Origin of the sequence: Geoalkalibacter subterraneus, from assembly GCF_000827125.1 — a bacterium.
Lineage (GTDB): Bacteria > Desulfobacterota > Desulfuromonadia > Desulfuromonadales > Geoalkalibacteraceae > Geoalkalibacter_A > Geoalkalibacter_A subterraneus.
This window is the reverse complement of record NZ_CP010311.1, coordinates 80,407-103,686: the sequence shown is the minus strand read 5'-3', so window position 1 is coordinate 103,686 and position 23,280 is coordinate 80,407. Positions and strand designations below refer to the sequence as shown.

The following is a 23,280-nucleotide window of genomic DNA, read 5'->3' as shown; positions in this document are numbered from 1 at the left end:
GCCCCTACCCTATCAGGGTTTCCACCGCATCCATCAGTTTCCCCTGATCGAAGCTGCCCTTGACGATATAGGCCTGCGCGCCGACTTCAATGCCGCGCCGCCGGTCTTCATCCGTGGCGCGCGAGGTCACGATGATCACCGGCACGTCGGCACCGTCCTGCGCCTGGCGGATGCGGCGTGTCAGTTCGAAGCCGTCGATGCCGGGCATTTCGATATCCGTGACGACCAGGTCGAAATCCTGCCGCTCTAACACAGCCAGGGCTTCTTCCCCGGAAACCGCCACTTCAACCCGGTAGCCCTGTCCTTCAAGAATATTGCGCTCCATAGTGCGTGTCGTGACGGAGTCATCCACCACCAGCACCCGGCCTCGCCGCATCCGTTCACGCGCGGCGGCAAATTCGCCATGCAGGCGGGTTTCGCCGGCGGCGGTCAACCGTGAAAAGAGGTCAGGCACGGACAGGATCAGAGCAGGCAAACCTTCCTCCAGCAGAGTCGCGCCGGAGAAGCCCGGCACGCTCTTGAGCTGCGAACCCAGCCCTTTGATCACGATCTCCCTCACCCGCTCCACCGCAGTGACCGCCCAGGCGGCACTCTGCTCGCGAAAGCCCATGACCACGGCGAAAATGCGCCGCTGCTCAATCAGGGTCCGCTGGGTAACGCCGAGTGTCTCACTCAATGACCGCAGCGGAAAAAGCCTGCCTTCAAAACGGATCATCTCGCGCCCGCCCTGCAGCACGAGATCCTGTTCGCGCACCGGCACCACCGCCATCACATACTGCAGGGGGACCACATAGCGCTCCCCTTCGCATTGCATCACCAGGGCATTCATACGTGCCAGGGTCAGCGGCAGCTGCAGGGCAATGTCGGTGCCCTCGCCCGGTGTTGAATGGATGCGCAGGTTTCCCTTGATCCGCTCCATGCAGTTGTGCACCACATCCATGCCGATACCCCGCCCGGACAGATCAGTAATAATTTCGCGGGAAGAAAATCCGGGACGCAGGATCAGGTAAAGAGCCTGCTCATCATTCATGTCGGCCACTTCTTCTGCAGAGGCCACGCCTTTTTCTACGGCCAGCTCTCTCACCCGACCGGGGTCCATGCCGCGCCCGTCATCGCACAACCGAATGCAGACGCCGCTGTGCTCGTACCCGGCGCTGAGCAGCAGCCGGCCTGTGGGGTCTTTTCCCTGTCGGCGTCGCTCCTCCGGGGGCTCAATGCCATGATCAACGGCATTGCGCAGCATGTGGAGCAGGGCCGGCCGCAACGCCTCCCACAGCATGCGATCGATGGCGACATCCTCTCCCTCGATTTCAAGAACAGCCTGCTTGCCTTCATCACGGGCGAGATCCCGCACCACGCGACGCAGATCGCCGGCCAGAGGAGCAAAGGGCACCATGCGCATCCCGTCGGCTTCTTCGGCGAGCATTTCATTGAGGAGATGAAACGACAGGATCTCCTTCTGCACCTTCAGCCGATGGGTCTGCAACCGCTCCAGCAACAGCGTGAGGTCTCTGCGATTCTCATCGCGCCGCAGGCGCTGTGCAAAGGCCTGCAGGTCCTGCTCGAAAGCTGCCAGATATTCAGCGCGCTCCTGCAGCTGATGCACCGCCAGGGTGCCTTCGCCGATCAGGTTCACCATGCGGTCAAGCCGCTCTACGGCGATCCGCACACTGTCACCCGCAGCACCCGTGCCGTCGGTGCCCGCTTCATCCCGGTGCTCATGAATTTCGGGATCGGTCGCATCCTGAGGCACGACACCGCGACGCAGCCCCTCGATCACGCGATCATGGCGAAAAGCACAGCGCCCATGACCACGCGCCTCTTCAACCAGCGCCTCGATGGTGTCGGCAGCCAGCAGCACCACGTCAACCAATGCCCCGTCGCGGGACCGCTCTCCGGACTCCACCTCCTTGAGGCAATCCTCAAGGGCGTGCGCCAGAAGATTGGTGGCATCAAGATCGAGCATCCGCGAGGCCCCTTTAAGGGTGTGGACATGGCGCAGCAACTCACGAATACCTTCACCGCCGCCACCGCCGCCTTCCAGAGAAAGGGCGCCGGCACGCAGAGCCGCCAGATGATCGGCCGCCTCCCGGGCAAAAATATCGAGATATTTGCGCTGTTTTTCCGTCACAATATCCTCGCGGCAATCCTCTACTTGTCGTCCACCAGCTGTCTGAGCCGTTCTGCCAGCTCAGACAGCTCGGCGATGGCGTGAGCCGTCTCCTCGGCGCTGGACGCCACCTGGCCGGCCACATCGCTGACTTCGCTGATGGTTTCGGTCATCTGCTCGCTGGCCGCCAGCTGATGCTGAGTCGAGACGGTAATCTCTCCTGCCGCGGTGGTGGTCTGCTGCACGGTTACGATTATGCTGTCGAGCACCTCTGCGATTCGGCTGACCAGCTGATAGGCACTGTCGAGTTTCTTGGTGCCCTCTTCGGTCTGCATGATCGTCGTGTTGGTCGAAGTCTGAATACGGTCGATGAGATTGTCGATCTGGTTGGTGGCCTCAACAGTGCGTTCGGCCAGCCGTTTGACTTCGTTGGCGACAACCGCAAAACGCTTGCCCGATTCACCTGCCCCGGCCGCCTCGATGGCCGCGTTGAGGGCCAGCAGGTTGGTCTGATCGGACAGCTCTTCGATGATATCGACGATTCCGCCGATCTTGTGGCTGTTTTCTCCCAGGTCGAGCATGGCATCGGCCACGCTGCGCACCTGGCGGCGCAGTTCCTCCATCCCTGCGGAAGCATCCTCCACCGCCTTGCGGCCGTTGCGGCTCACCTGGCTGGCCTGCTCGGCCAGACCTTCGACCCGCTTTGCGTTGTCAGCCACCTGGCGCGCCGTAGCGGCAAATTCCTGAGAGGTGCTGGTGGCCTGCTGCACCGCCGCTGCCTGCTGTGTCGCGCCGGAAGACTGCTGCGCCGAAATGGCCATGATTTCATTGGCGCCTGAGGAGAGCTGCAGGACCGCCTCCTTGACATTTTTGATCAGGCTGTTGCTCTTGTCGACTTCACCCTTGAGGTTGTGGACAATCATCTGCGTCATATGATTGACGGCCCGCCCCAAAGTGCCGATTTCATCTTCCCGGTCCACAGTGATTGTTTCATCCAGATGCCCCTCGCTGATGCGCTCCACCGTAGCGGTGACCTCGTGCAGGGGTCGGATGATGCGGGTGACGACCAGGTAGATGGTCAGCGCGGCAGCCGCGAGCAGAACCAGCATCGAAGCAATCACTGTATTGCGCAGAACCGCCATTTCGTGGTCGGTCTGAGCAATGGAAAAACCAAGGCGGAACGCTCCCCACCTTTCACCATCGACGGAGATCGGCGCACTCAGGTCCCAGAGTCGTTCGCCGGTGTCGCGCCGATAACTCTGACGGAGGATCCCCCCGTCTTGCGGTCCTTCCACACGCGCCGCACGCAACCCGACCGGATCATCGAAAATCTGCTTGGTACGGTTGCGAAGCAGATCCTGCTCCGGATCCCCGGTCAAAGCCCGGCTGTAGATGCTGTTGTGAGTCGGGACATAGCCGTTGTAATCGGTCGGAACCGCAAAAACGACCATGCTGTCCTCTTCGATAAAAGCGTCGATGATGGGCTGCAGCCGCCGATCGAGATACTGATCGTAGGCGGTATGGTATTTGGGTGCTCCGGAACGACTCAAGGGCCCTTCCTGGATTTCGCGATAATCAGTATCGAAGATCTCTTCCCGGGTCAGGTGCCCGCTTTCAATCGCCTGCTGGAAGGTCTGCTCCACGATGCGCGCGCCGATCTTGGTCAGCGTGCGTGCCTTGTTCAGCATCATCTCCTCCAGTGCCTCGGCTCGTGTCTGCACCAGGTAGACGGAGACCAGCGTCCCCAGCAGGGATAGAACGACTATCAAAGCAAGACTGATTTTGATGGAAATCCGTCGCTTGATCCAGGAAAGCATCTCTCACCTCATCACGTAAGGCCGCCGCTGACCACGGTCGGCGAATAAACTGCCTGCAACTCCGGCTGTGATTCTACTCGATAATCAATTCGGGGCACCGCAACAAGCGATCGATATCGATCAGGCTGACCAGCCCCTCCGCAAGTTCCACCCGGCCGAAAAAAACCTCCGCCGGAAGCCGACCGAAATGCCGGGGACTCTCCTCGATGTCGTCGACTTTGATCGGGCGGATATCGCGCACCTCATCCACCAACAGGACTGTGGTCACGCCCGCCGCCTCGACCAGCATCAGGCGCGAATTTCTGTCGGTTTCAGCCCGCGCCAGGCCGCACAGCGCACGCAGGTCGGTAACGGCGACAATATGTCCGCGCACGTTGACGATGCCGGCGATCTGGTCATCGACACCGGGCACCGGCACCAGGCGAGGGACCCTGAGCACTTCACGGGCCTGCTCGCAGGGGATGCCGATCCATTCCTGCGCCAGGCGCAGCAGCACGAAATCACGCTCCTCTCCCTGCGGCGCTTCGTCCTGTTCTTCTATCTGGCGCCAGTAATCCTGTCGCATGCGGTCAAGGGTGCGCCGTATTTCATCCACAGATTGCGAGGAATCGCTCATCGTGCTTGCTCCCGATAGCCTGCATCCAAAAGTTCAGTACCTATTCACCAGCGGGGCCGTAACTCCCATGGCAAGGGTGTTTGGCGCCAGGGAGGGCGCCAATCAAACGGCCAGGGATGGCGAATAGTGCCCTTGTCATGGGAGTTACGGCCCCGTGCTGAGCAGTTACAAAAGTCAACGGGCATCGATCCGCTCCAGCAGCGAACGGCAGATCTCCATCAGTTCTTCCCTGCTGAATCCGCCGGAATGAGTCACCAGGGTCCCCGGAGGCAATGGATCAAGTCGCCGCAGCGTATTGGAAAGCTCCCGGCGCGCATCTTCTTTTCGCCCCTGGCGCTGATAAATGCGGCTGAGCTGAAAATAGGGCATGACAAAATCGAGATCGATCAGCAGCGCCTTGCGATATTCCTCGCGGGCCTGCTCCCATTGCTCATCCAGCTCAAAGGCCAGTCCGCACAGAAAATAGGCATCGGCATGAAGGTCATCAACCGCCAGAGCGCGTGCTCCCCATTCCAGCGCCTGCGGGTAGTCGCCCTGGTTGGCACATAAAAACCCCATGCCGGTCAAGGCATCGCAATGCTGCGGATCCTGTTTCAGGATATCTTCGTATAGGCGGTGCGCCTCGCCATAGTCTTCACGGGCCACAGCCTGTGCCGCTTCCCGGCATCGGATCGCCAGAGAAACCGTCGACGGAATCTCCTCCCTTTTGGGCGACGGCAGATCAGCATTGCTCTTTGCAAGCGGCGCATCTCTCGACAACCCGGCCGTAGGCGGGGTGAAAGAGGCAGCGGAGGGTTTCGGCGACGCATCGTGCAGGATGGCAGAGGTCGCAGGCGCAGTGTGGCCGCTCTCTTCGGCAGGCGGTGGTTCTTCATGCAGAGGGCGACGGTAGTAAAAGCCGCCCTCGCCGCTCACCCGTTCGAAGCGGGGCGAAAGCGATGTCAAGCTCTCCGCATGCCCGAGAAACAGATATCCGCCGGGGCGCAGGGTGCGATAAAATCCCTCGAGCACCGAGCGACAGGTGTCCCGGTTGAAGTAAATCAGGACGTTGCGGCACATGAGGAGATCGATTTCCGCCAGCCCCAGCGCTTCATCCGGATAATTGTGCCGCTGCAGGTTGAGGGAACTGTACTCCACCATGCGTCGAATCGATTCGTCGAGAATATAACGTTTGTCGCGCAAGTGAAAGTATTTGTCGACAATAGCAGGATCTGCCATGCGCAGCGCCCGCGCGCCATAAACACCGCTGCGCGCTTTGTGCAGGGCCTGCGGATTGAGGTCGCCGGCCAGGATGCGCACATCCCAGTCACGGGTTTCGGGAAAAAACTCCCGCAGCACAATGGCCAGGGAATAAGGCTCCTCGCCGGTGGAGCATCCTGCCGACCAGATCCGCAGGGTGCGATCCCCCCGTCGATGAGCAAGAAGCTCCGGCAGCACCTGTCGTCGCAGCGCTTCGAACTGGTTGAGGTCGCGGAAAAAACAGGTTTCTCCGACGGTCAGAAGCCTCAACAGCCGGTTCAGTTCGTCATGGCCGTAGGGGGATGTGGTGAGATAGTCAAGGTAGGCGCGGTAGCAGTCGATGCCCAGCACCCGCATGCGTCGCTGCAGGCCGCGTTCAAGCATGTTTTTGTTGCGCAGGTCGAAACGAAGGCCGCTGTGCTGGATGAGAAAAGCCTGAAATGCGAAGAGGTCGTCGCGGGTCAGGGGGGCATACTGCCTGGTATTGTGGAGGGGAGTTTGGAGCTGCAAAGCCTGCTGCAGGGAAACGAGGAACCGTTCAGAGTCTACCGGGGCAGGCAGAAAATCGAAGACATCCGGCAGCTCAAATTCGAGCTCGGGGAAATCAGCCACCACCACGACCGGCAGACGCCGATAGACGTGACGCGTTTCGAGCAGCCGCAATCGTTCCAGCCCAGACCTGCCGGACAGCTCGAGCCCCAGGATGACAACGTCCCAGTGCTCTTCGCTCAGAATCCTTTCCAGATCCTGATCTAAGGTCACCGGTTCGGCGCTCGCGCCGGCCTCGGTCACGACATCGGCCAGACCGGCGCAGAGTCCCCCCTCGGTATCGGCAATGCAGACCCGCGGGGCAGGGTTGTGGAGTTGAGTCCGCGGCATGCGATATAAATTTTTGCCTCGGCGTCAGCCGCCCTGCTGGCCGATCTTGGCCCAGGTGTCACGCAGGGTGACGACACGGTTGAAGACCGGTGTCTCCGGCCTGCTGTCAACAGGATCGGTATAAAAATAACCGGTCCGCTCAAACTGGAAGCACCCCTGTCCCGCGGCCAGTGACGGCTCGATCAGCGCGCTGCACAGCTGCAGGGAATCGGGATTGAGGTCCTGGCGGTAATCGCTCTGTCCCTGTCCCGGATGAGGCACGGAGAACAGGCGGTCATAAAGCCGCACCTGGGCTTTCCGAGCGTGGCGGGCCGATACCCAGTGGATGGTGCCCTTGACCTTGCGACCATCTTTGGGGTTGGCGCCCAGCGTATCGGGATCGTGACTGCAGCGCAGCTCGGTGACCTCGCCGCTGACCGGATCCTTGACCACCTCGTCGCAGCGGATGATGTAGCCGTTGCGCAGACGCACTTCGCGCCCCGGCCCGAGGCGGAAAAATTTGCGGGGCGGGTCTTCCATGAAATCGCTGCGCTCGATGTAGATCTCCCGGCAGAACGGCACCTTGCGGGTTCCCATCTCCGGTTTCTGCGGATGATTGGGCGCGTCAAACTCTTCCCGCTTCTGCTCTGGATAGGAGGTGATCACCACCTTGAGCGGATCAAGCACGGCCATGGCCCGCGGGGCCGTTTCGTTCAACTCCTGCCGCACGCAATCCTCGAGCACGCCCATGTCGATCCAACCGTCGCTCTTGCCGACGCCGATGCGGTCGCAGAAGGCGCGGATCGCGGCAGGTGGAAATCCGCGGCGCCGCAGTCCCACCAGGGTCGGCATGCGTGGGTCGTCCCACCCCTGCACATGCCCTTCACGCACCAGCTCCAGCAGCTTGCGCTTACTCATCACCGTGTAGGCGAGGTTGAGGCGGGCGAATTCGATCTGGCGCGGCCGGGCCGGCAGCAGATCCGCCAGCTGCTCCAGAAACCAGTCGTAGAGCGGTCGATGATCCTCGAACTCCAGGGTGCACAGGCTGTAGGTGACACCCTCCAGGGCATCGGACAGCGGGTGGGCGTAGTCATACATGGGGTAGATGCACCAGGCGTCGCCGGTCCGGTAGTGATTGTGACGCTGGAGGCGGTAGATGACCGGATCGCGCAGGTTCATATTGGGAGAGGCCATATCGATGCGGGCGCGCAGCGTGTATGCCCCGTCGGCAAAGTCACCGGCACGCATGCGGCGGAACAGGTCGAGGTTTTCCGCCACCGGGCGGTCGCGATCAGGGCTCTCGCGCCCCGGCTCGGTCAACGTCCCCCGCATCTCGCGCATCTGCTCGGCGTTGAGGCTGCACACGAAAGCCTTGCCGCGCTCGATCAGCGCCTCGGCCCAGGCGTAGAGCTGCTCATAATAATCAGAGGCGTGATAGAGATGCTCTCCCCATTGGAAGCCAAGCCAGCGCACCGCATCCTTGATCGCCTCGGCGTACTCGACGCTTTCCTTTTCAGGATTGGTGTCGTCAAGGCGCAGATGGCAGCGGCCGCCGTAATCGGCAGCCAGGCCGAAATTGAGACAGATGGACTTGGCGTGGCCGATGTGCAGATAGCCGTTGGGCTCGGGGGGGAAGCGGGTAATAACCTGGCGGCTGGAATCGGCCGCACGATCTTCTTCGATGATGTTGCGGATGAAATTGGTGGCGTGAGTGTAATGATTGTCGCTCATGTATCGGTAATCCTGGCCTTTCCTCAGATCAAATCATGCCCTGTGGGGCATGGAATTAAAACAGGACAGCGTTCAGAAAGGAATCTCTTCGGTGACGGAACTCTTCTGCAGCAAAACCACCGCCTGAGCGGCGATCCCCTCGCGCCGGCCGGCGAATCCCAGCTCTTCGGTGGTGGTCGCCTTGACGTTGACCCGCTCCACGTCGGTGTGGCAGGCGGCGGCGATATTTTCCACCATGGCGCGGATGTGGGGCGCCAGCTTGGGTGCCTGGGCGATCACCGTCGCATCGAGGTTGCCGATAGCGTAGCCGGCGCCCTCGGCCAGCGCCATCACTTCCCGCAGCAGCTTGAGGCTGGAGATGCCACGATAGGCCGAATCCGTATCGGGAAAATGGCGCCCGATATCTCCCTCCCCCAGAGCCCCCAGGATGGCGTCGCAGATGGCGTGCAGCAGCACATCCGCATCGGAATGACCCAGCAGCCCCCGCTCGTGATCGATCTCGACCCCGCCGAGGATCAACCGCCGCTGGGGCACCAGGCGGTGCACGTCGTAGCCCTGGCCGATACGAAACATGATGCCTCCTTTTGATTTTGTCTACAAGCACAAAACCGGCCTGTCGAAATCGACGGCCGGCCGTTAATTACAAGGATTTATCACCAAGAAAGGCATAGGCCAGGGTCAGATCCTCAGGCGTCGTGATCTTGATGTTGCGATAGCTGCCCTGCACCATCGCCACCGGCAGACCGAGACGCTCCACCAGGGATGCGTCGTCTGTGCCGCGAAAGTTCTCGGCCAATGCGCGGTCATGGGCTCGGCGAATAACTGAAAAGGGGAAGGCCTGCGGAGTCTGCGCCAGCCACAGGCGCTCCCGCACCGGTGTGCCGACCACTCGGTGATCGCTGACTTCCTTGACCGTATCCTTGACCGGAACGCCCACCACGCACCCACCGACCTGCTGCGCCGTCGCAATCACCTCGGGCAGCAGCGCCGCCGGCATAAAGGGGCGCACGCCGTCGTGAATAAGAACGATATCATCCCCACTCGGCTCGGGAAGAGCCCCCAGTCCGTTGCGCACGGAGTCCTGCCGTTCAGCGCCGCCGGCCACAATATCGTGCACCTTGCGGAAGCCATAGCGGCTCACCACCTGTTCGCGACAGAAGGGGATCTCCTCCTGGGGGGAGATGACGATAATCCGGTCAATATCGGGGGAGTTCTCGAACAGGGCGAGGGTGTGGGCCAGAATGGGACGGCCCGCCAATTCGAGATACTGCTTGTTGATCGAGGCTCCCATGCGCCGGCCCATGCCGGCAGCGGGGATCAGGGCCGTGGTGTTCATCTGTCTCCGCGGGACGCAACTCTCCCCGTGCCCGCGTGCCCCGGCAGCACGGAATCCGCCACGGAATCCGGCGGCAAGGTTCAAATCAAAGACGAATCAGTGAAAAATCTGCTCGATCCGCTGATGAACCAGGGCTTCTTCGGCGTTCTGCGCCAGGGCCAGCTCTTTGATCAGCAGTTTCTGAGCCTGCTCAAGCACCTTCTTCTCGCCGTAGGACAGCTCCTTGTCGCAGCGGATCTGGTAGAGGTCGCGCAGCACTTCGGCCACTTCGAACAAGTCGCCGGATTTGATCTTCTCGTTGTATTCCCGCTGGCGACGACTCCAGGAGGCCACGGGCCCGCCTTTCTGCGGTTCTTCAAGAAGACCGAAGATGGTGTTCACCTCATCCATGCCGATGGGGCAGCGCAAACCGACCACTTCAGCGTTGTTCACGGGAACCATGATGGTCATATCGCTGTCGACGATGCGCATCACGTAAAAATCGAGACTCTGGCCCTGGAATTCCTTAGACTCAATAGCCTCGATCACACCGACTCCCTGAGTCGGGTAAACCGCTTTATCACCAATTTTGAACATGGTTCTAGCCTCCTGAAAAATAGACAGAAAGTTTACCATAACCGAGCGTCCCGGTCAACGACCAGTCCGTTTCGGTCGCCAGAGGCCGAATTCAGCGCATTCGGCCTCTGGTCGCGAAAGCCCGGCTGTGCTAAAGTCTGTCCACTTTCAGGCAAGGATTTCTACGATGCGCCTCTCACTCATTCTGCTCTGTTTTCTTCTGCTGCTTGGAAGTGGTCCATCCCGTGCGCAAACAGTGCCGGGCGAAACGGCGCTGTCCTTCGCCGACAGTCTCTTCGATGAGGGCGACTACTACCGCGCGATCACTGAATACAAACGCTTCATTCATCATCGAAACGCTGCCGCTTAAATCACCGGGCCTGGCCGGGACCCTTTCTGCAGTGCTTCCCGGGGCGGGACAGCTCTATGCGGGCCGTCCGCGCGAAGCTGCCATGAGCCTGGCACTTAACGCCGCTTTCATGGCACAACCGCAACCTGCATCAAGACTACAAAAACCAGTTGCGGCGCGATTTCGGACTCACTCTCGGATTCAGCTCCGACGGCACGCTGCTGCCCGGATTCAGGTTCACCTTTTAACCCGTGACGCGGAGCGTTATGGTGTAAGTCCCATCCAGAAAACGACTGTTGAAGGAGAGATGTTTCATGCGCATAGCCATTATCGGCGCCGGGGCCCTCGGTCTCTACTATGGCGCCCTGCTGCAGCGCGCCGGCAACGATGTACGCTTTCTGCTGCGGCGTGACCTTGATGAGATTTCCCGCCGGGGGCTGACGATCACTTCACCCCGGGGCGACTTTCACCTTGAGCAGGTCAAGGGGTATGCCACGCCTGCGGAAATGGGGCAGGTCGAGTTGGTGCTGGTGGGGCTGAAAACGTTCGCCAATCATCGCCTGGCCGAACTGACCACACCCTTGGTGGGAGAAAACACCATGGTGCTGACCCTGCAGAACGGCCTGGGCAACGAGGAGCTTCTCGCTCAGATCCATGGGCCGCAGCGAGTCATGGGAGGGATCGCCTTTCTGTGCTGCAATCGCGGTGAACCAGGGGTTGTGCACCACCTCGATCAGGGCAGGATCCGCCTTGGCGAATTCAGCGGCGGCCTTTCTCAAAGAGCACAGCGGTTGGCTCAACTGTTCGAGGGGGCCGGCATTTCATGCGAGGCGGTTGCGGATCTGATCAAGGCGCGCTGGGAGAAGCTGGTGTGGAATATTCCTTTCAACGGCCTGTGCGCCCTGACCGGGCTGACCACCGATCAACTACTGAACCACGAACTGATGCGCGGGGAAGTGCGGGCCCTGATGCAGGAGGTCATTGCCGCTGGCAACGCCCAGGAGTTGTCAAGCCCTATCGCGGAAGATTTCGCCGACCGGATGCTTGCGGTGACCGAAGGGATGGGCAGCTATCGCCCCAGCATGATGATCGATCGTCAGGAGCAGCGCCCCCTGGAGCTGGAATCCATCTACCAGATCCCTTTACAGCGTGCCGCAGCACGCCATATTGCCATGCCCCGCGTGCAACTGCTTCATACCCTGCTCAGTCTGGGCGAACAAAACCTTCAGCCTTAGCGGCTTACTGCCGCCCCCGCAGAATCAGGGTGCCCAGATCCTTTTCCCGCCCGGTTGAAAGCGATGGGCAGAAAGGTTCGCTCTCCTCGGCAAAACGGTAAAGGTCGGCGGTGCCGGGGCGCCCGCGTCCCTGATCGCGCACCAGCAGGCAGTACCGCCCGCCCTGCGACAGGTAAAGGACAAAGCGTCCGTCGGGACCGGTCGCCCGGGACAGGTGATCGGGTTTGCCTCGCGCTTCTTCGGACCGGTAGGCCAGCACCACAACCCCTTCCAGCGGGCTGCCGTTGTCATCGATCAGCTGACCGCGCAGGGCGGTATCGCTGCGGGCAAATGCGGCGACCGCCTCCCTGTGCGCACTGCGGGGCAGCTGAAAATCGGCCTCTGTAATCCGCCCTTCGCGCACCTCCAGGGGATTGCGGGGGTGCATCGCCCAGACATCGCCGGGGCGTGGCGGCCCCTCATCCTGCCCGGGGGCGGATCGCCGACGGGCCACCAGAAAGTAACGCCCTTCCACCAGGTCGAGAAAATAGTCTCCCTGCTCATCGACCGGTGCGGCGAAATCAGCAGGGCCGCGCAGCCCGCTGTCGGCGTTGCGGTAAGCATAAACCACCGTGTGCTCGATGCTGCCGCCGGCCGGAGCCTGGATCCGCCCGGCAATGCCGGTGGATGAAGGCAAAGAAACGGAAGAAACGCCACAGCCTGCGCACAGCAGGCAAAAGGCCATCAAACACCAGGTCATTGACCTCATTGCTCAAAAATCCAACGGCATCGGCAAGGCACGGTTGCGCTCACGGTCAATCTGAATAAAAGCACCCTGTTCCACGTGGATCAGGAACAGTTCGCGCCGGATCTCCCCCAGATCGTCTACAAACAGATTTCCCGTCACCCCGGGATAATTGCGCAGAGACGCCAGAGCGCGGCGCAGATCCTCGCGATTGGCGACATCTGGCCGACCGAGAAGATAGAGCAGCAGTCCTGCCGTATCGAAGGCCTGAGCTTCCAGAATCGAGGGCTCGTCACCATAGGTTTCGCGGTACAGGGAGACAAACTCGCGCACAATGGGATCGGGGCTGTCTGCGAAAAAGCCATCGACAAAAATTGCGCCCTCCACGAATCGACCGGCACGCTCGAGGAGCTGCGGCGAATTCCAGCCGTTGATCCCCAGCAGCTGGACATCGGTCAGATCGTAATATGCCAGCTGTGGCGCGATCAGCCCGATCATCTCGGCATAGTCGGGAATCAGCAGCGCATCAAAAGGGGGCGGCGAGGGCTTCTCCCCGCGAGCCTGGGGAGCCGGCGCATTAGGGTCCTGACCGAGCAGCCGCTTAATCTGGACGCGGAAGTCGGTGAGGTCGGGGGGATAATCCTGCCGCGTCACCACGCGCCCCCCTTTCTGCTCAACCTGTGCAGCAAAAAGATCGGCCAGCTCCCGACCCTGCCCTTCTTCCGGGGCGAGAATGGCGAAACGATAAAGATTCAGGTCTTCGACCGCGTAGCCGGCCAGCGTCCGGGCCTGCTGTTCATTGGTCAGAGAGTTACGAAAAACGAAATCACCGACCTCCGGCAACCCGGCGCGCGGCGACAAAGACACTAACGGAACGCCGAGGCGTTGTGCTTGCAGGGCTGCGCTCCGGGAGGCCTCTCCGGTCAACGGACCTGCGACAGCCATCACCCCTTCGGCGCCCGCCAGCGTGGCAACGGCATCCGAGGCACGGGCAGCGTCCACGCCGCTGTCACGATAAATCAGACGGGGAGAGGAATCCCCACCCTGGTGGTGCAGTTCCAGAGCCAGATCCATCCCCCGGCGGACCAGTTCACCGAAGGATTCATAGCGACCGGATAATGGCAGGACAACTCCCAGGGCGTTGCGGGAGACGGTGCTGCCGCCGTCGATTCGCGCTAAAAGGGAGCGAGCCTGATCACGATAGGGAAAAGGGGTGGGATCAGCCATGATCCGCGACAGCAGCGACAGTGCACGATCGTTCTGATTCGCGTCAGCTGCCCGCTGCGCAAGCTGCAGATCGGCGTCCTGCCCGACCGCGCGCCCGCGCAACATGAAGGAGGCTTCCTCAAGAACCGGGTTGTCGGCGTCGCGGAGAGTCCGGTGAGCTTCGCCCAACCAGCGCTCGGGGTATTTATCAAGTTCCGCGGCCTGGTTGAGAGAGACCAAAGCCTGCAGCGGCTGCCCGAGGGCGGCCCGGGCCTGCCCTATGCGACCAAGCAGCAGCGCACGGTCGGAACCCTCCAGATCAGACTCGCGCAAGGGGAGCAGATGTTCCAGGGCCTGTGCATAGCGGCCCGCCTGAACCAGGCACGAGCCGCGAACCAGTTCAGCCATATCGGCGTCCGACTCCTGCTCAAGGCGGTCGAGGTAAAGCAGCGCTTCATCGCAGGAGTTGCGATCATGAAAAATACGGGAAAGATAGAGGTAGGCCTGTTCGCGCCAGGGTGAATGCGGGTTGCGAATCACAAAACCGCGCAACCGCCTCAGCGCTTCATCCAGGTTCCCCTCACGATAAAGGTCCCCCGCCCGACGCACCTCTAGCGCCTCAGGGCCTGCAGTGCGCGAATCGCCCTGCTGCGAAGACATCTGTGCCGCCGCCGGCAGCAGAAGCCCCGAAAAAATTACCAGGGCCGCCAACATCAATCTCACTGCTGTGCTACGCCACATGCACATCCTTTCATCCGGCCGAAAAATCAGCCGAACATCTCCTTGACTTTATCAAAAAAGCCCTTGCCCATAGGATGAACCTCCTCGCCGCTTTCACGGGCAAACTCTTCGAGCAGTTCCCGCTGGCGGGCAGTCATGCGGCTGGGAGTCTCGACTCGCACCACCACCAGCTGGTCGCCGCGGCCGTAGCCCTGCAGCGAGGGGATCCCTTTGCCGGACAGGCGCAGCACCTTGCCGGATTGAGTGCCTGCGGGAATCTTGAGTTTGACCTTGCCTTCCAGGGTCGGCACCTCCAGTTCATGGCCGAGCGCCGCCTGCGGAAATGAAATAGGCACCTCGCAGATGACGTCACGCCCTTCGCGCTGGAAGATCGGGTGGTCCTTGACCGTAATCACCACGTACAGGTCGCCGGGCGGGCCACCCTGGGAACCTGCTTCCCCCTCACCACTGAGCTTGAGACGGTTGCCGGTCTCGACCCCGGCCGGGATCTTGATGGAAAGGCTGCGTTTTTCGCGTACGCGACCGGTCCCGCGACAATCGGGGCAGGGATCCTTGATGATACGCCCCTCGCCGCCGCAATCGGGGCAGGGACGGGTCAGGGAGAAGAATCCCTGCTGATGCCGGACCTGGCCCGCGCCGCGGCAGGTGGGACAGGTATCGGGCTGGGATCCGGGCCGTGACCCGCTGCCGCTGCAGGTAGAGCAGGTCTGGTGTCGCGGCACATCGATATTGGTCTCGTGACCGAAAGCGGCCTCTTCGAAGCTGATGGTCAGATTGTAGCGCAGGTCGTCCCCACGGCGGCCACGCCCGCGGCGCGCTCCGCCGCTACCTCCTCCGAAAATGTCGCCGAAGATATCGCCGAAGATGTCTTCAAAGGGGCTGCCGCCGCCAAACCCGCCGAAACCTTCACTGAAACCGCCACCGTTCATGCCCGCGTGGCCGAACTGGTCGTACTGGGCCCGCTTCTGGCTATCGGACAGCACCGCGTAGGCCTCCGACGCCTCCTTGAAGACCTCCTCAGCCTCTTTATCCCCCGGATTTTTATCAGGGTGATGCTTGAGAGCGAGCTTGCGGTAGGCTTTTTTGATTTCGGTCTCGCTGGCGTTGCGATTGACCCCAAGAATCTCGTAATAATCTCGTTTAGCCAAACTGAATTACCTCTCGGGCGTGGCCCTTCCGCCGCAGGTGAACATCAAGTCCGCACACGGCAAAAGGGAGCCGGGAGAATCTCCCGGCTCCCGTCGAGCCAGATTAAGGTTCACACCGCACGCAATGCGGCCTGGTTATTTCTTCTTTTCGTCTTCGTCCACGTCTTCAAATTCGGCGTCGACGACATTGTCATCCTTGGCGCTCTCAGCGCCGGCCTGGGCTTCACCCTCTCCGGCCTGCCCTTCTTCCTGGGCCTGGGAGTACATGACCTCGGCAAGTTTGTGCGAAACCTGGGCCAGTTCCTGGGTTTTGGACTGGATCTCTTCGGCGCTGTCACCTTCCATCGCCTTTTTAAGATTGTCCAGGGCCCCCTGGATCTTCTCCTTGGTTTCAGCATCGACCTTGTCGCCGTGCTCGCTGAGGGATTTCTCAGTCGTGTAGACCAGACCGTCGGCCTGGTTGCGGGCTTCGATCAGCTCACGCTTCTTCTTGTCCTCGCCGGCATGGCTTTCCGCATCCTTGACCATGCGGTCGATCTCTTCTTCCGACAGGCCGGAGGACGCGGTGATCTTGATCGACTGCTCCTTGCCGGTACCGAGGTCCTTGGCCGAGACATGCAGAATGCCGTTGGCGTCGATATCGAAGGTGACCTCGATCTGAGGCACGCCGCGCGGCGCCGGCGGAATGCCGACCAGCTCGAAACGGCCGATGGTCTTGTTGTCGGCAGCCATTTCGCGCTCGCCCTGCAGCACGTGGACCGAAACCGCCGGCTGATTGTCGGCCGCAGTAGAGAAGATCTGGCTCTTGCGGCATGGGATGGTGGTGTTTTTCTCGATCAGCTTGGTCATTACGCCGCCGAGCGTCTCGATGCCGAGAGACAGAGGCGTGACATCGAGCAGCAGCACATCCTTGACATCGCCCTTGAGCACGCCGCCCTGAATGGCTGCGCCGATGGCCACAACTTCGTCCGGGTTGACCCCTTTACTGGGCTGCTTGCCGAAGATCTCCTGCACTTTTTTCTGCACCGCAGGCATGCGGGTCATGCCGCCGACCAGGATAACTTCGTCGACATCGGAGGGTGAAAGGCCGGCATCCTTGAGAGCGGTCTTGCAGGGTCCGACCAACTGGTTGAGCAGCTCAGCACAGATGCTCTCGAGCTTGGAGCGGGTCAGCTTGATGTTGAGATGTTTTGGTCCGCTCTGATCTGCGGTGATGAAGGGCAGATTGATGTCGGTCTCCACCGAGCTGGAAAGTTCGCACTTGGCTTTTTCGGCGGCTTCCTTGAGGCGCTGCAGGGCCATTTTGTCGCCGCGCAGATCAATCCCCTGCTCCTTTTTGAACTCGTCCGCAACGTAGTCGATGATGCGCTGGTCAAAGTCTTCGCCGCCAAGAAAGGTGTCGCCGTTGGTGGACTTGACCTCGAATACCCCGTCGCCGAGTTCGAGAATGGAAATATCGAAAGTACCCCCGCCGAGGTCAAAAACGGCGATCTTCTCATCTTTCTTCTTGTCCAGTCCATAAGCCAGGGCTGCTGCGGTGGGCTCGTTGATGATGCGCAGAACATTGAGTCCCGCGATCTTGCCGGCGTCTTTGGTGGCCTGGCGCTGGGAGTCATTGAAGTAGGCCGGCACAGTGATAACCGCGTCGGTCACCGTCTCGCCCAGATAGTCCTCGGCGGTCTGCTTCATTTTCTGCAGGATCATGGCAGAGATTTCAGGCGGGCTGTATTTCTTGCCCCGCACCTCCACCCATGCGTCGTTGTTATCCGCCTTGATGATCTTGAAAGGGCTGATCTTGATATCCTTCTGCACCGCTTCCGAATCAAATTTACGCCCGATCAGGCGCTTGATGGCGAACAGGGTGTTTTCCGGATTGGTGACCGCCTGGCGCTTGGCTTGCTGGCCGACCAGCCGTTCGCCGCTTTCGGTGAAAGCCACCATGGAGGGGGTGGTGCGGGAACCCTCCGCGTTTGCGATGACGACAGGCTCGCCGCCTTCCATGACCGCCACACAGGAGTTGGTGGTCCCCAGATCGATGCCGATAACTTTACTCATAGTGTATATCCTCCTTTTAAATTACGTTGCTTTTTCAGTGTGCAGGAAAATCAGGCCTTCCCGCTTTTTTCATTCTGTGCGTTATCTGCCGGGGGTTTGGCCACCATGACCATGGCTGGGCGCAGCAGCCGCTCATGCAGCAGATACCCCTTCTGCAACTCCTGCGCGACAACATTGGGGGCATGCTCAGCCGTTTCAAGCTGTCCCACCGCTTCATGGCGCGCAGGATCAAAAGGTTCGCCGATACTTCTGACCGGCGTCACTCCGAATTTTTCCAGGACTTTGCCGAACTGGGTGAGAGTCATCTCAACCCCTTCCAGCAAGCCTTCACCGCTGGAACTTTCCTGGCGAGCGTGCTCGACGGCGCGCTCGAGGTTATCGACAACCGGCAGGATCTCCCGCAGGATACGCTCATTGGCGAACTTGGAAAGCTCCTCTTTCTCTCGCTGGGCACGCTTGCGAAAATTTTCAAGATCAGCGGCAATGCGCAGATACTGGTCGTAGTTACGCTGGGCTTCCTCGCGCGCCTGCTCCAGTTCGAGCTCCCCTGCGCCGGCATTCTGCGTGCTCTCGCTCTCGGCACCCCCGGGCGTTTCCTCGACCGGTTCGGCCTCGGGAATCACGGCATCAGGCTGCCGCGCCTCACTCTGTTGACTGTCTTTTTTCTTCTTGGACACGATAAAAAATCTCCTATTCGTTCTCTGATTCCAGCAGCTGGCTGACCAGCTGGGCCGTATAGTCGACGACCGGAATGACCTGTGAATAGGCCATGCGGGTCGGGCCGATCACGCCAAGGGTGCCGATGGTGCCGTCACCGCTGTGATAGGACGCCGTAATCAGGCTGCACCCCTCGATTTCACGATACGAGGTTTCGCTTCCGATGAAGATCTGTACCCCCTGGCTTTTTTGGCACTTGTCGAGAAACTCGACCAGGGTGCTTTTCTGCTCAAAAGCCTGAAAGAGCCGCTTCATCCGTTCCAGGTCGCTGAATTCCGGCTGCTCGAGCATGCGGCTGACCCCTTCAATGAAGACTTCACGGCTCTCGTCAGCGAGAGCTGCTTCGAACAGCCCCATGAAGCGGGCAAACAGCTTGTCGTAAAGGGCTTTTTCCTGCGTCATCTCCTGCAGCAGACGCTGCTTGATCTCGCCGATAGGCAAGCCGGCGAAACGTTGGTTGAGATAGTTGTTGAGACCTTCAAGATCTTGCGGGGAAAGATCTTCCTTGGTTTCAATGATCTTGTTCTGCACCAGGCCGCTTTCGCTGACGAAAATCACCAGGATGCGCCCGTGGGACAGGCGCACGAACTCAATATGCCGGAACACGGACGCAGTAAACTGCGGCGCCATGACGATGCCGGTGTAATGACTGATGTTGCTCAGCACCCGGCCTGCTTCACGCAGCAGTTCGTCCGCGCGCAGACCACGGCGCTGGTAGTAGCGGCGGATACGCTCTTTCTGCTGTGCGGTCAGGGCGCGCACCTGCAGCAGGGAGTCGAGGTAAAAACGGTACCCTTTCTCCGTCGGGATTCGGCCGGAGGAGGTGTGGGGCGCGACAAGGTACCCCATCTCTTCCAGGTCGGACATGACGTTGCGCACCGTTGCCGGAGACAGAGCAATGCCGTGCCGGCGGGTAATGGCACGTGACCCTACCGGCTCCGCCGAAGCGATATGATCCTCGATGATCGCCTCAAGTATCTTGCGGCTTCTTTCATTGAGCGCTTCGGTCATGATAAAAATCCCCCAAAAACCTGAAGCCGGAGATCTCCCGGCCTCTGACAAACAGGTTAGCACTCATTTGCCTCGAGTGCTAACCGAGAACAACATAACAACCACCCCCTGCTTTGTCAAGGCGGCGAAAATGGAAAAAATTAGAGAAAATTTCCTACAAAAATAAGGAGATGAGATGGTCGTAGAGCAGCCAGCCCTGCAAGGTGAAGTGCAGCCGATCTCCGTCCTGCCGCAGATAGGAGCCGCAACGCTGAACCGCCTCGGGAAAGAGTGCTTCAATGCTGTCCCCGAAACGCTCCTGAAACAACCGGACATCCACCCCTTCAGCGGTACGCAGCCCAAGATAGAGCGTTTCAACCATGGCACCTCGCCGGTCGAAAGTTTCGATCCGCTCTGCCGGATCGCTTCCCTGCCGCAGACGGGAGCGGTAGAGGTCCAGGTCGCCGGGCACCGACCAGCGCTCGCCCCATTCCACGGCGTAGAAAGAATGAGCTCCGGGGCCGATGCCAAGGTAGCTCCTACGCTGCCAGTAACGCAGGTTGTGACGGCACTGGCGCCCCGGACGAGCGTAATTGGAGATCTCGTAATGGGAAAATCCCCTGGCGGTGAGCCGCGCGTGGAGCAGCTCAAAAGCTGCAGCATAGTCGTTTTCATCGGGGAGTGGCAGATGCCCCCGGGAGAATTGCCGGTGGAAGGGGGTTCCCTCCTCCACGGTCAGGCCATAGCAGGAGAGGTGGTCGGGTTCAAGCTCAAGAAAGGCCGTTATATCAGCTTCAAGCGCAGCCAGTGTAGACCCCGGCAGGGCGAACATCAGATCGAGCCCCAGGTTGTCAAAGCCCGCCCGGCGCGCCAGCGTACAGGCGGACCGGGCCTGCTGCGCATCGTGGATACGGCCGAGGCGCTGCAGGGAGGCGTCGTGGAGCGACTGAACGCCCAGAGACAGACGGTTGATCCCGGCGGCACGAAAATCCTGCAAATCGCCCAGGGTCAGCGTCCCCGGGTTGGCCTCCATGGAGATCTCCGCATCGGCATCAATGCCGAACAGGTCAGCCGCTCGGTCAAGAACCTCGCCCATCCGGGCCGGAGGCATGAGTGAGGGAGTGCCGCCGCCGAAAAAAATGGTTTGAAAGGCGCTGCGCTGCGGCAGTCGCGATGCGGCCAGTTCAAGATGGCGGCAGAGCCGGCGGGGATAATCTGCGGGGATGACGTCTTCTACCGAGAAAAAATCGCAGTAGGGGCATTTACGCAGACAGAAAGGGATATGAATGTAAAGACCCGACATGGGAAAAGCCAGCTTAGCCGACCACCCACAGCGTCAGGGCATCCGCCTTGTGTACCAGGTTGGCTGAAACACTGCCCTGCAGCAGCGACATGACCTTGGAGAGATGCCGGGAACCGACCGCGACGGTATCGCACCCCCGTGCACGGGCCTCCTCCAGGATATCCTCAGCCACCCCGTGACGCATCGGCCTGCAGCAGACCTCCAGATCATCACCGGCAAGCCCTTTGCCGGCAAACAGCTCAGTGATCCTGACGACCTGGGCGTGCAGCGACTGCAGTTCGTCACGCTTATCCTCATAGCCGTGCAGTTCGTGCTCTGGCGGCGGCGAGGCGTCCAGGGCAATCTCGGCGTCGGGCGGCAGCCCGCTGACAACTGAAAAAAGCACGATTCCGATGTCGGGGATATGAGGCACTACCTCTGCGACATACTCCGCGGCACGCAGGGACTGGGGAGAGCCGTCGATGGCCAGCATAAGTTTTTTCATCGACATCTGCCTTCCATCAGGGGTGAACGGTTCAGAACAGGATAAACAGAATCGACATCAGCGCCAGCAGCGAAACTGCAAACAACACCAGGATTCCTATGGGATAGGTTGCCGTGCGGCTGCGGCGGTCAATCTCCTCCATCAGCTCCTCGCGCTCCCGGGTTCCGCTGTATTCGGCCGTCAGACGCACCCAGTATTTCTGAATACTCGCGCCCGGGTCGCTGGCAAATCTCGCCAGAAGTCCGGTCAACTGCCAGCCCAGAACACGCTCGGCCCAACTGTTGATACCGTTGAATACCCGGTCGGCGACCAGCACGAAAGCGCGGCTGCCCTTGCGGTAGGCCCAGTCTACATCCAGGTTGACCGATCGGATTTCGGGAGGATAGATGCCCGCCAGCAGCAACAGGGTGAATGCCAGCGCCGAGAAGAAGAGCAGCTGACTCTGCGCGAGCACATGGGCAAAAGTATAAGGTTCATAGTCGACCGGGAAAGGCAGCATCCCATAGACAAAATCGGGATAAACCCCGAGGAAGACGCACATGAAGGCCGCCCCGCCCATGGCGATCAGCATGTGAAGCGGTGCCTCCTTGGGGCGCAGGCCTGAATCGTGGGAGAAAAAAGCGAAAAACGGAATCTTGATGCCGGCATGATGAAAAACACCGGCGGAGGCAAAAAGCAGAATCAGCCACACGAACTGGTAGTGACCACCCGCGGCGGCATCGACCACCATCGACTTGGCGATAAAGCCGCTGAACAGGGGGAAGGCCGAGATCGCCGCCGCCCCGATCATGCAGAAAACCGCCGTCAAGGGCATGGTCCGGTAGAGGCCGCCGAGGTCGGTGGCGTTGATCTTCCCGGTGCGGTACATCACCGCGCCCATCGACATGAAGAGCAGGCCTTTGTAGAGGATGTGCGCGTAGGCGTGACAGACCGCGCCGTTGATGGCAAGCTCGGTGCCGATGCCGATCCCCACCACCATATACCCCACCTGGTTGATCAGGCTGTAGGAGAGCACCCGCCGCAGATCGTTTTCAATGACGGCAAAGAAAATGGGAAAAGCCACCATGGCCGCGCCGATCCAGATCAGCGGCTCCGCGCCCGGAAAAGCGCGGGCCAGCACATAGACCGCACTTTTGGTGGTGAAGGCCGACAGGAAAACGGTCCCGGCGATGGTGGACTCCGGGTAGGAATCGACCAGCCAGGCATGCAGCAGCGGCCATGCGCAGTTCAGGCCGAAGCCGAGAAAGATAAAGAGCGCCCCAGGCTGGGACAGGTCCATGGCGGTAAAGGCGATGCTGCCGGTGCCATGATAATAAAGGACGATTCCGGTCAGCAGGCACAAACCGCCGGCCGCATGCACCAGCAGATAGCGCAGCGCAGCGCCCCGCGCCGCAGCAGTGCGGCGTGCAATGATCAGAAAGGTCGCGGTCACCGTCAGCGTTTCCCAGAAAAGGAAAAGGCTGAACAGGTCGCCGGCAAAGGTCACCCCCTGAGCTGCACCGGCATAAAGCAGGCCCACCACATAATGCGCGGGGTCATCATGATGCAGTGAAAAGATCAGTCCGATAAACGCAATCAGGTGAAAGATATAGCCGAACACCCGTGAAAGACGGTCCACCTCCGCCAGCACCAGGTCAAGACCGATGAATGAAAGGGTTCCGTAGCTGCCGTTGGGGGCGCCCCATAAAATCAGAAAGCTCACCACCGGCACCGCGATAGCGACAACCTTGAGTAGCCGCCCCCGCAGGCAGGCGGCAAGCAGCGCGCCTAAAATGAAGACGAAAGAAGGTGGGAGCAACAGACTACTCGTCATAATAATCCTCGTCGCGCATGATCAGAGGGCGCAGGATATATTTGGCGATCAGCACCAGGAGAATGCAGGAAACCAGGCCGTAGATGGCGTAAAATCCGAACCACTCCTCCCACTTGAAATGGGGATGTTTGTGGACGAAAAGCTCCAGTCCGAGCAGCACCCCGAGACTGACGTAAAAGATGCCGAGCAGACGTCTGACATTGCGCGGATCATCGAAGAGATATTTTTTATCTTTCTGCTGTTTCGCCATAAC

General features: G+C 60.4%; 20 protein-coding genes. 2 read left to right on the top strand and 18 right to left on the bottom strand.

The genetic code is table 11. From position 1 onward, the window contains the following. Window positions 1-4 precede the first annotated feature (4 nt). The 8 genes from GSUB_RS00495 to GSUB_RS00460 all read right to left on the bottom strand — a co-directional run bounded on the left by GSUB_RS00495 (window position 5) and on the right by GSUB_RS00460 (window position 10,283). Window positions 5-2,131, bottom strand: a complete 2,127-nt coding sequence (locus GSUB_RS00495) for a hybrid sensor histidine kinase/response regulator (RefSeq protein WP_040198636.1) — start codon at window positions 2,129-2,131, stop codon at window positions 5-7. A gap of 20 nt (window positions 2,132-2,151) precedes the next feature. Beyond that, window positions 2,152-3,927 (bottom strand): methyl-accepting chemotaxis protein, encoded by a 1,776-nt coding sequence (locus GSUB_RS00490; protein ID WP_040198635.1) that lies wholly within the window; start codon window positions 3,925-3,927, stop codon window positions 2,152-2,154. Window positions 3,928-4,000: 73 nt separating this feature from the next. Continuing rightward, window positions 4,001-4,543 (bottom strand): chemotaxis protein CheW, encoded by a 543-nt coding sequence (locus tag GSUB_RS00485; protein WP_040198634.1) that lies wholly within the window; start codon window positions 4,541-4,543, stop codon window positions 4,001-4,003. A 174-nt stretch (window positions 4,544-4,717) separates the two neighbouring features. Continuing rightward, window positions 4,718-6,661: a CheR family methyltransferase gene (locus GSUB_RS00480; protein WP_052464274.1), complete on the bottom strand. Its 1,944-nt coding sequence runs from the start codon at window positions 6,659-6,661 to the stop codon at window positions 4,718-4,720. 24 nt (window positions 6,662-6,685) lie between these two features. Next, window positions 6,686-8,371: a glutamine--tRNA ligase/YqeY domain fusion protein gene (locus GSUB_RS00475; protein ID WP_040198633.1), complete on the bottom strand. Its 1,686-nt coding sequence runs from the start codon at window positions 8,369-8,371 to the stop codon at window positions 6,686-6,688. Window positions 8,372-8,443: 72 nt separating this feature from the next. Beyond that, the gene (gene ispF, locus GSUB_RS00470; RefSeq protein WP_040198632.1) at window positions 8,444-8,944 is read right to left on the bottom strand and encodes a 2-C-methyl-D-erythritol 2,4-cyclodiphosphate synthase; all 501 of its coding nucleotides are present in this window, start codon (window positions 8,942-8,944) and stop codon (window positions 8,444-8,446) included. 67 nt (window positions 8,945-9,011) lie between these two features. Further along, window positions 9,012-9,707, bottom strand: a complete 696-nt coding sequence (ispD, locus tag GSUB_RS00465; protein WP_040198631.1) for a 2-C-methyl-D-erythritol 4-phosphate cytidylyltransferase — start codon at window positions 9,705-9,707, stop codon at window positions 9,012-9,014. A gap of 96 nt (window positions 9,708-9,803) precedes the next feature. Then, complete coding sequence (locus GSUB_RS00460; RefSeq protein WP_040198630.1) at window positions 9,804-10,283, bottom strand: CarD family transcriptional regulator; 480 nt, start codon at window positions 10,281-10,283, stop codon at window positions 9,804-9,806. 166 nt (window positions 10,284-10,449) lie between these two features. Here GSUB_RS00460 and GSUB_RS00455 point away from each other — a divergent pair, with 166 nt between their 5' ends. Next, on the top strand, window positions 10,450-10,632 hold the full coding sequence (locus tag GSUB_RS00455) for a hypothetical protein (protein WP_040198629.1): 183 nt from the start codon (window positions 10,450-10,452) through the stop codon (window positions 10,630-10,632). A gap of 293 nt (window positions 10,633-10,925) precedes the next feature. Continuing rightward, the gene (locus GSUB_RS00450) at window positions 10,926-11,846 is read left to right on the top strand and encodes a putative 2-dehydropantoate 2-reductase (RefSeq protein ID WP_040198628.1); all 921 of its coding nucleotides are present in this window, start codon (window positions 10,926-10,928) and stop codon (window positions 11,844-11,846) included. Between the two features lie 4 nt (window positions 11,847-11,850). Here the strand turns inward: GSUB_RS00450 and GSUB_RS00445 are convergent, their stop codons facing one another. The 10 genes from GSUB_RS00445 to GSUB_RS00400 form a co-directional block, all read right to left on the bottom strand. Next, window positions 11,851-12,585 carry a hypothetical protein gene (locus tag GSUB_RS00445; protein ID WP_040198627.1) on the bottom strand — a complete coding sequence of 245 codons (735 nt, stop codon included), beginning with the start codon at window positions 12,583-12,585 and terminating at the stop codon, window positions 11,851-11,853. Between the two features lie 12 nt (window positions 12,586-12,597). Further along, window positions 12,598-14,517 (bottom strand): ABC transporter substrate-binding protein, encoded by a 1,920-nt coding sequence (locus tag GSUB_RS00440; RefSeq protein WP_158414013.1) that lies wholly within the window; start codon window positions 14,515-14,517, stop codon window positions 12,598-12,600. A 26-nt stretch (window positions 14,518-14,543) separates the two neighbouring features. Next, complete coding sequence (gene dnaJ / locus GSUB_RS00435) at window positions 14,544-15,665, bottom strand: molecular chaperone DnaJ (protein ID WP_040198625.1); 1,122 nt, start codon at window positions 15,663-15,665, stop codon at window positions 14,544-14,546. Between the two features lie 135 nt (window positions 15,666-15,800). After that, entirely contained in the window at window positions 15,801-17,720 is a 1,920-nt protein-coding gene (gene dnaK, locus GSUB_RS00430) for a molecular chaperone DnaK (RefSeq protein WP_040198624.1), read from the bottom strand. Between the two features lie 50 nt (window positions 17,721-17,770). Beyond that, entirely contained in the window at window positions 17,771-18,397 is a 627-nt protein-coding gene (grpE, locus tag GSUB_RS00425) for a nucleotide exchange factor GrpE (RefSeq protein WP_040198623.1), read from the bottom strand. Between the two features lie 13 nt (window positions 18,398-18,410). Next, window positions 18,411-19,448, bottom strand: a complete 1,038-nt coding sequence (gene hrcA / locus GSUB_RS00420; protein WP_040198620.1) for a heat-inducible transcriptional repressor HrcA — start codon at window positions 19,446-19,448, stop codon at window positions 18,411-18,413. A gap of 154 nt (window positions 19,449-19,602) precedes the next feature. Further along, complete coding sequence (gene hemW, locus GSUB_RS00415) at window positions 19,603-20,730, bottom strand: radical SAM family heme chaperone HemW (protein WP_040198618.1); 1,128 nt, start codon at window positions 20,728-20,730, stop codon at window positions 19,603-19,605. A gap of 13 nt (window positions 20,731-20,743) precedes the next feature. Beyond that, window positions 20,744-21,214 (bottom strand): universal stress protein, encoded by a 471-nt coding sequence (locus GSUB_RS00410; RefSeq protein ID WP_040198617.1) that lies wholly within the window; start codon window positions 21,212-21,214, stop codon window positions 20,744-20,746. Window positions 21,215-21,245: 31 nt separating this feature from the next. Then, on the bottom strand, window positions 21,246-23,027 hold the full coding sequence (locus tag GSUB_RS00405; protein ID WP_040198615.1) for a Na(+)/H(+) antiporter subunit D: 1,782 nt from the start codon (window positions 23,025-23,027) through the stop codon (window positions 21,246-21,248). Beyond that, on the bottom strand, window positions 23,017-23,277 hold the full coding sequence (locus GSUB_RS00400; RefSeq protein WP_040198613.1) for a hypothetical protein: 261 nt from the start codon (window positions 23,275-23,277) through the stop codon (window positions 23,017-23,019). The genes GSUB_RS00405 and GSUB_RS00400 overlap by 11 nt, the downstream gene beginning before the upstream one ends. Window positions 23,278-23,280 lie beyond the last annotated feature (3 nt).

Bases quoted from the DNA above. Each gene is read 5' to 3' on its own strand.
- GSUB_RS00490 (WP_040198635.1), bottom strand. From the start codon at position 3,927: ATGCTTTCCTGGATCAAGCGACGGATTTCCATCAAAATCAGTCTTGCT.
- GSUB_RS00485 (WP_040198634.1), bottom strand. From the start codon at position 4,543: ATGAGCGATTCCTCGCAATCTGTGGATGAAATACGGCGCACCCTTGAC.
- GSUB_RS00480 (WP_052464274.1), bottom strand. From the start codon at position 6,661: ATGCCGCGGACTCAACTCCACAACCCTGCCCCGCGGGTCTGCATTGCC.
- GSUB_RS00475 (WP_040198633.1), bottom strand. From the start codon at position 8,371: ATGAGCGACAATCATTACACTCACGCCACCAATTTCATCCGCAACATC.
- ispF (WP_040198632.1), bottom strand. From the start codon at position 8,944: ATGTTTCGTATCGGCCAGGGCTACGACGTGCACCGCCTGGTGCCCCAG.
- ispD (WP_040198631.1), bottom strand. From the start codon at position 9,707: ATGAACACCACGGCCCTGATCCCCGCTGCCGGCATGGGCCGGCGCATG.
- GSUB_RS00460 (WP_040198630.1), bottom strand. From the start codon at position 10,283: ATGTTCAAAATTGGTGATAAAGCGGTTTACCCGACTCAGGGAGTCGGT.
- GSUB_RS00455 (WP_040198629.1), top strand. From the start codon at position 10,450: ATGCGCCTCTCACTCATTCTGCTCTGTTTTCTTCTGCTGCTTGGAAGT.
- GSUB_RS00450 (WP_040198628.1), top strand. From the start codon at position 10,926: ATGCGCATAGCCATTATCGGCGCCGGGGCCCTCGGTCTCTACTATGGC.
- GSUB_RS00445 (WP_040198627.1), bottom strand. From the start codon at position 12,585: ATGACCTGGTGTTTGATGGCCTTTTGCCTGCTGTGCGCAGGCTGTGGC.
- GSUB_RS00440 (WP_158414013.1), bottom strand. From the start codon at position 14,517: ATGTGGCGTAGCACAGCAGTGAGATTGATGTTGGCGGCCCTGGTAATT.
- dnaK (WP_040198624.1), bottom strand. From the start codon at position 17,720: ATGAGTAAAGTTATCGGCATCGATCTGGGGACCACCAACTCCTGTGTG.
- hrcA (WP_040198620.1), bottom strand. From the start codon at position 19,448: ATGACCGAAGCGCTCAATGAAAGAAGCCGCAAGATACTTGAGGCGATC.
- hemW (WP_040198618.1), bottom strand. From the start codon at position 20,730: ATGTCGGGTCTTTACATTCATATCCCTTTCTGTCTGCGTAAATGCCCC.
- GSUB_RS00410 (WP_040198617.1), bottom strand. From the start codon at position 21,214: ATGAAAAAACTTATGCTGGCCATCGACGGCTCTCCCCAGTCCCTGCGT.
- GSUB_RS00405 (WP_040198615.1), bottom strand. From the start codon at position 23,027: ATGACGAGTAGTCTGTTGCTCCCACCTTCTTTCGTCTTCATTTTAGGC.
- GSUB_RS00400 (WP_040198613.1), bottom strand. From the start codon at position 23,277: ATGGCGAAACAGCAGAAAGATAAAAAATATCTCTTCGATGATCCGCGC.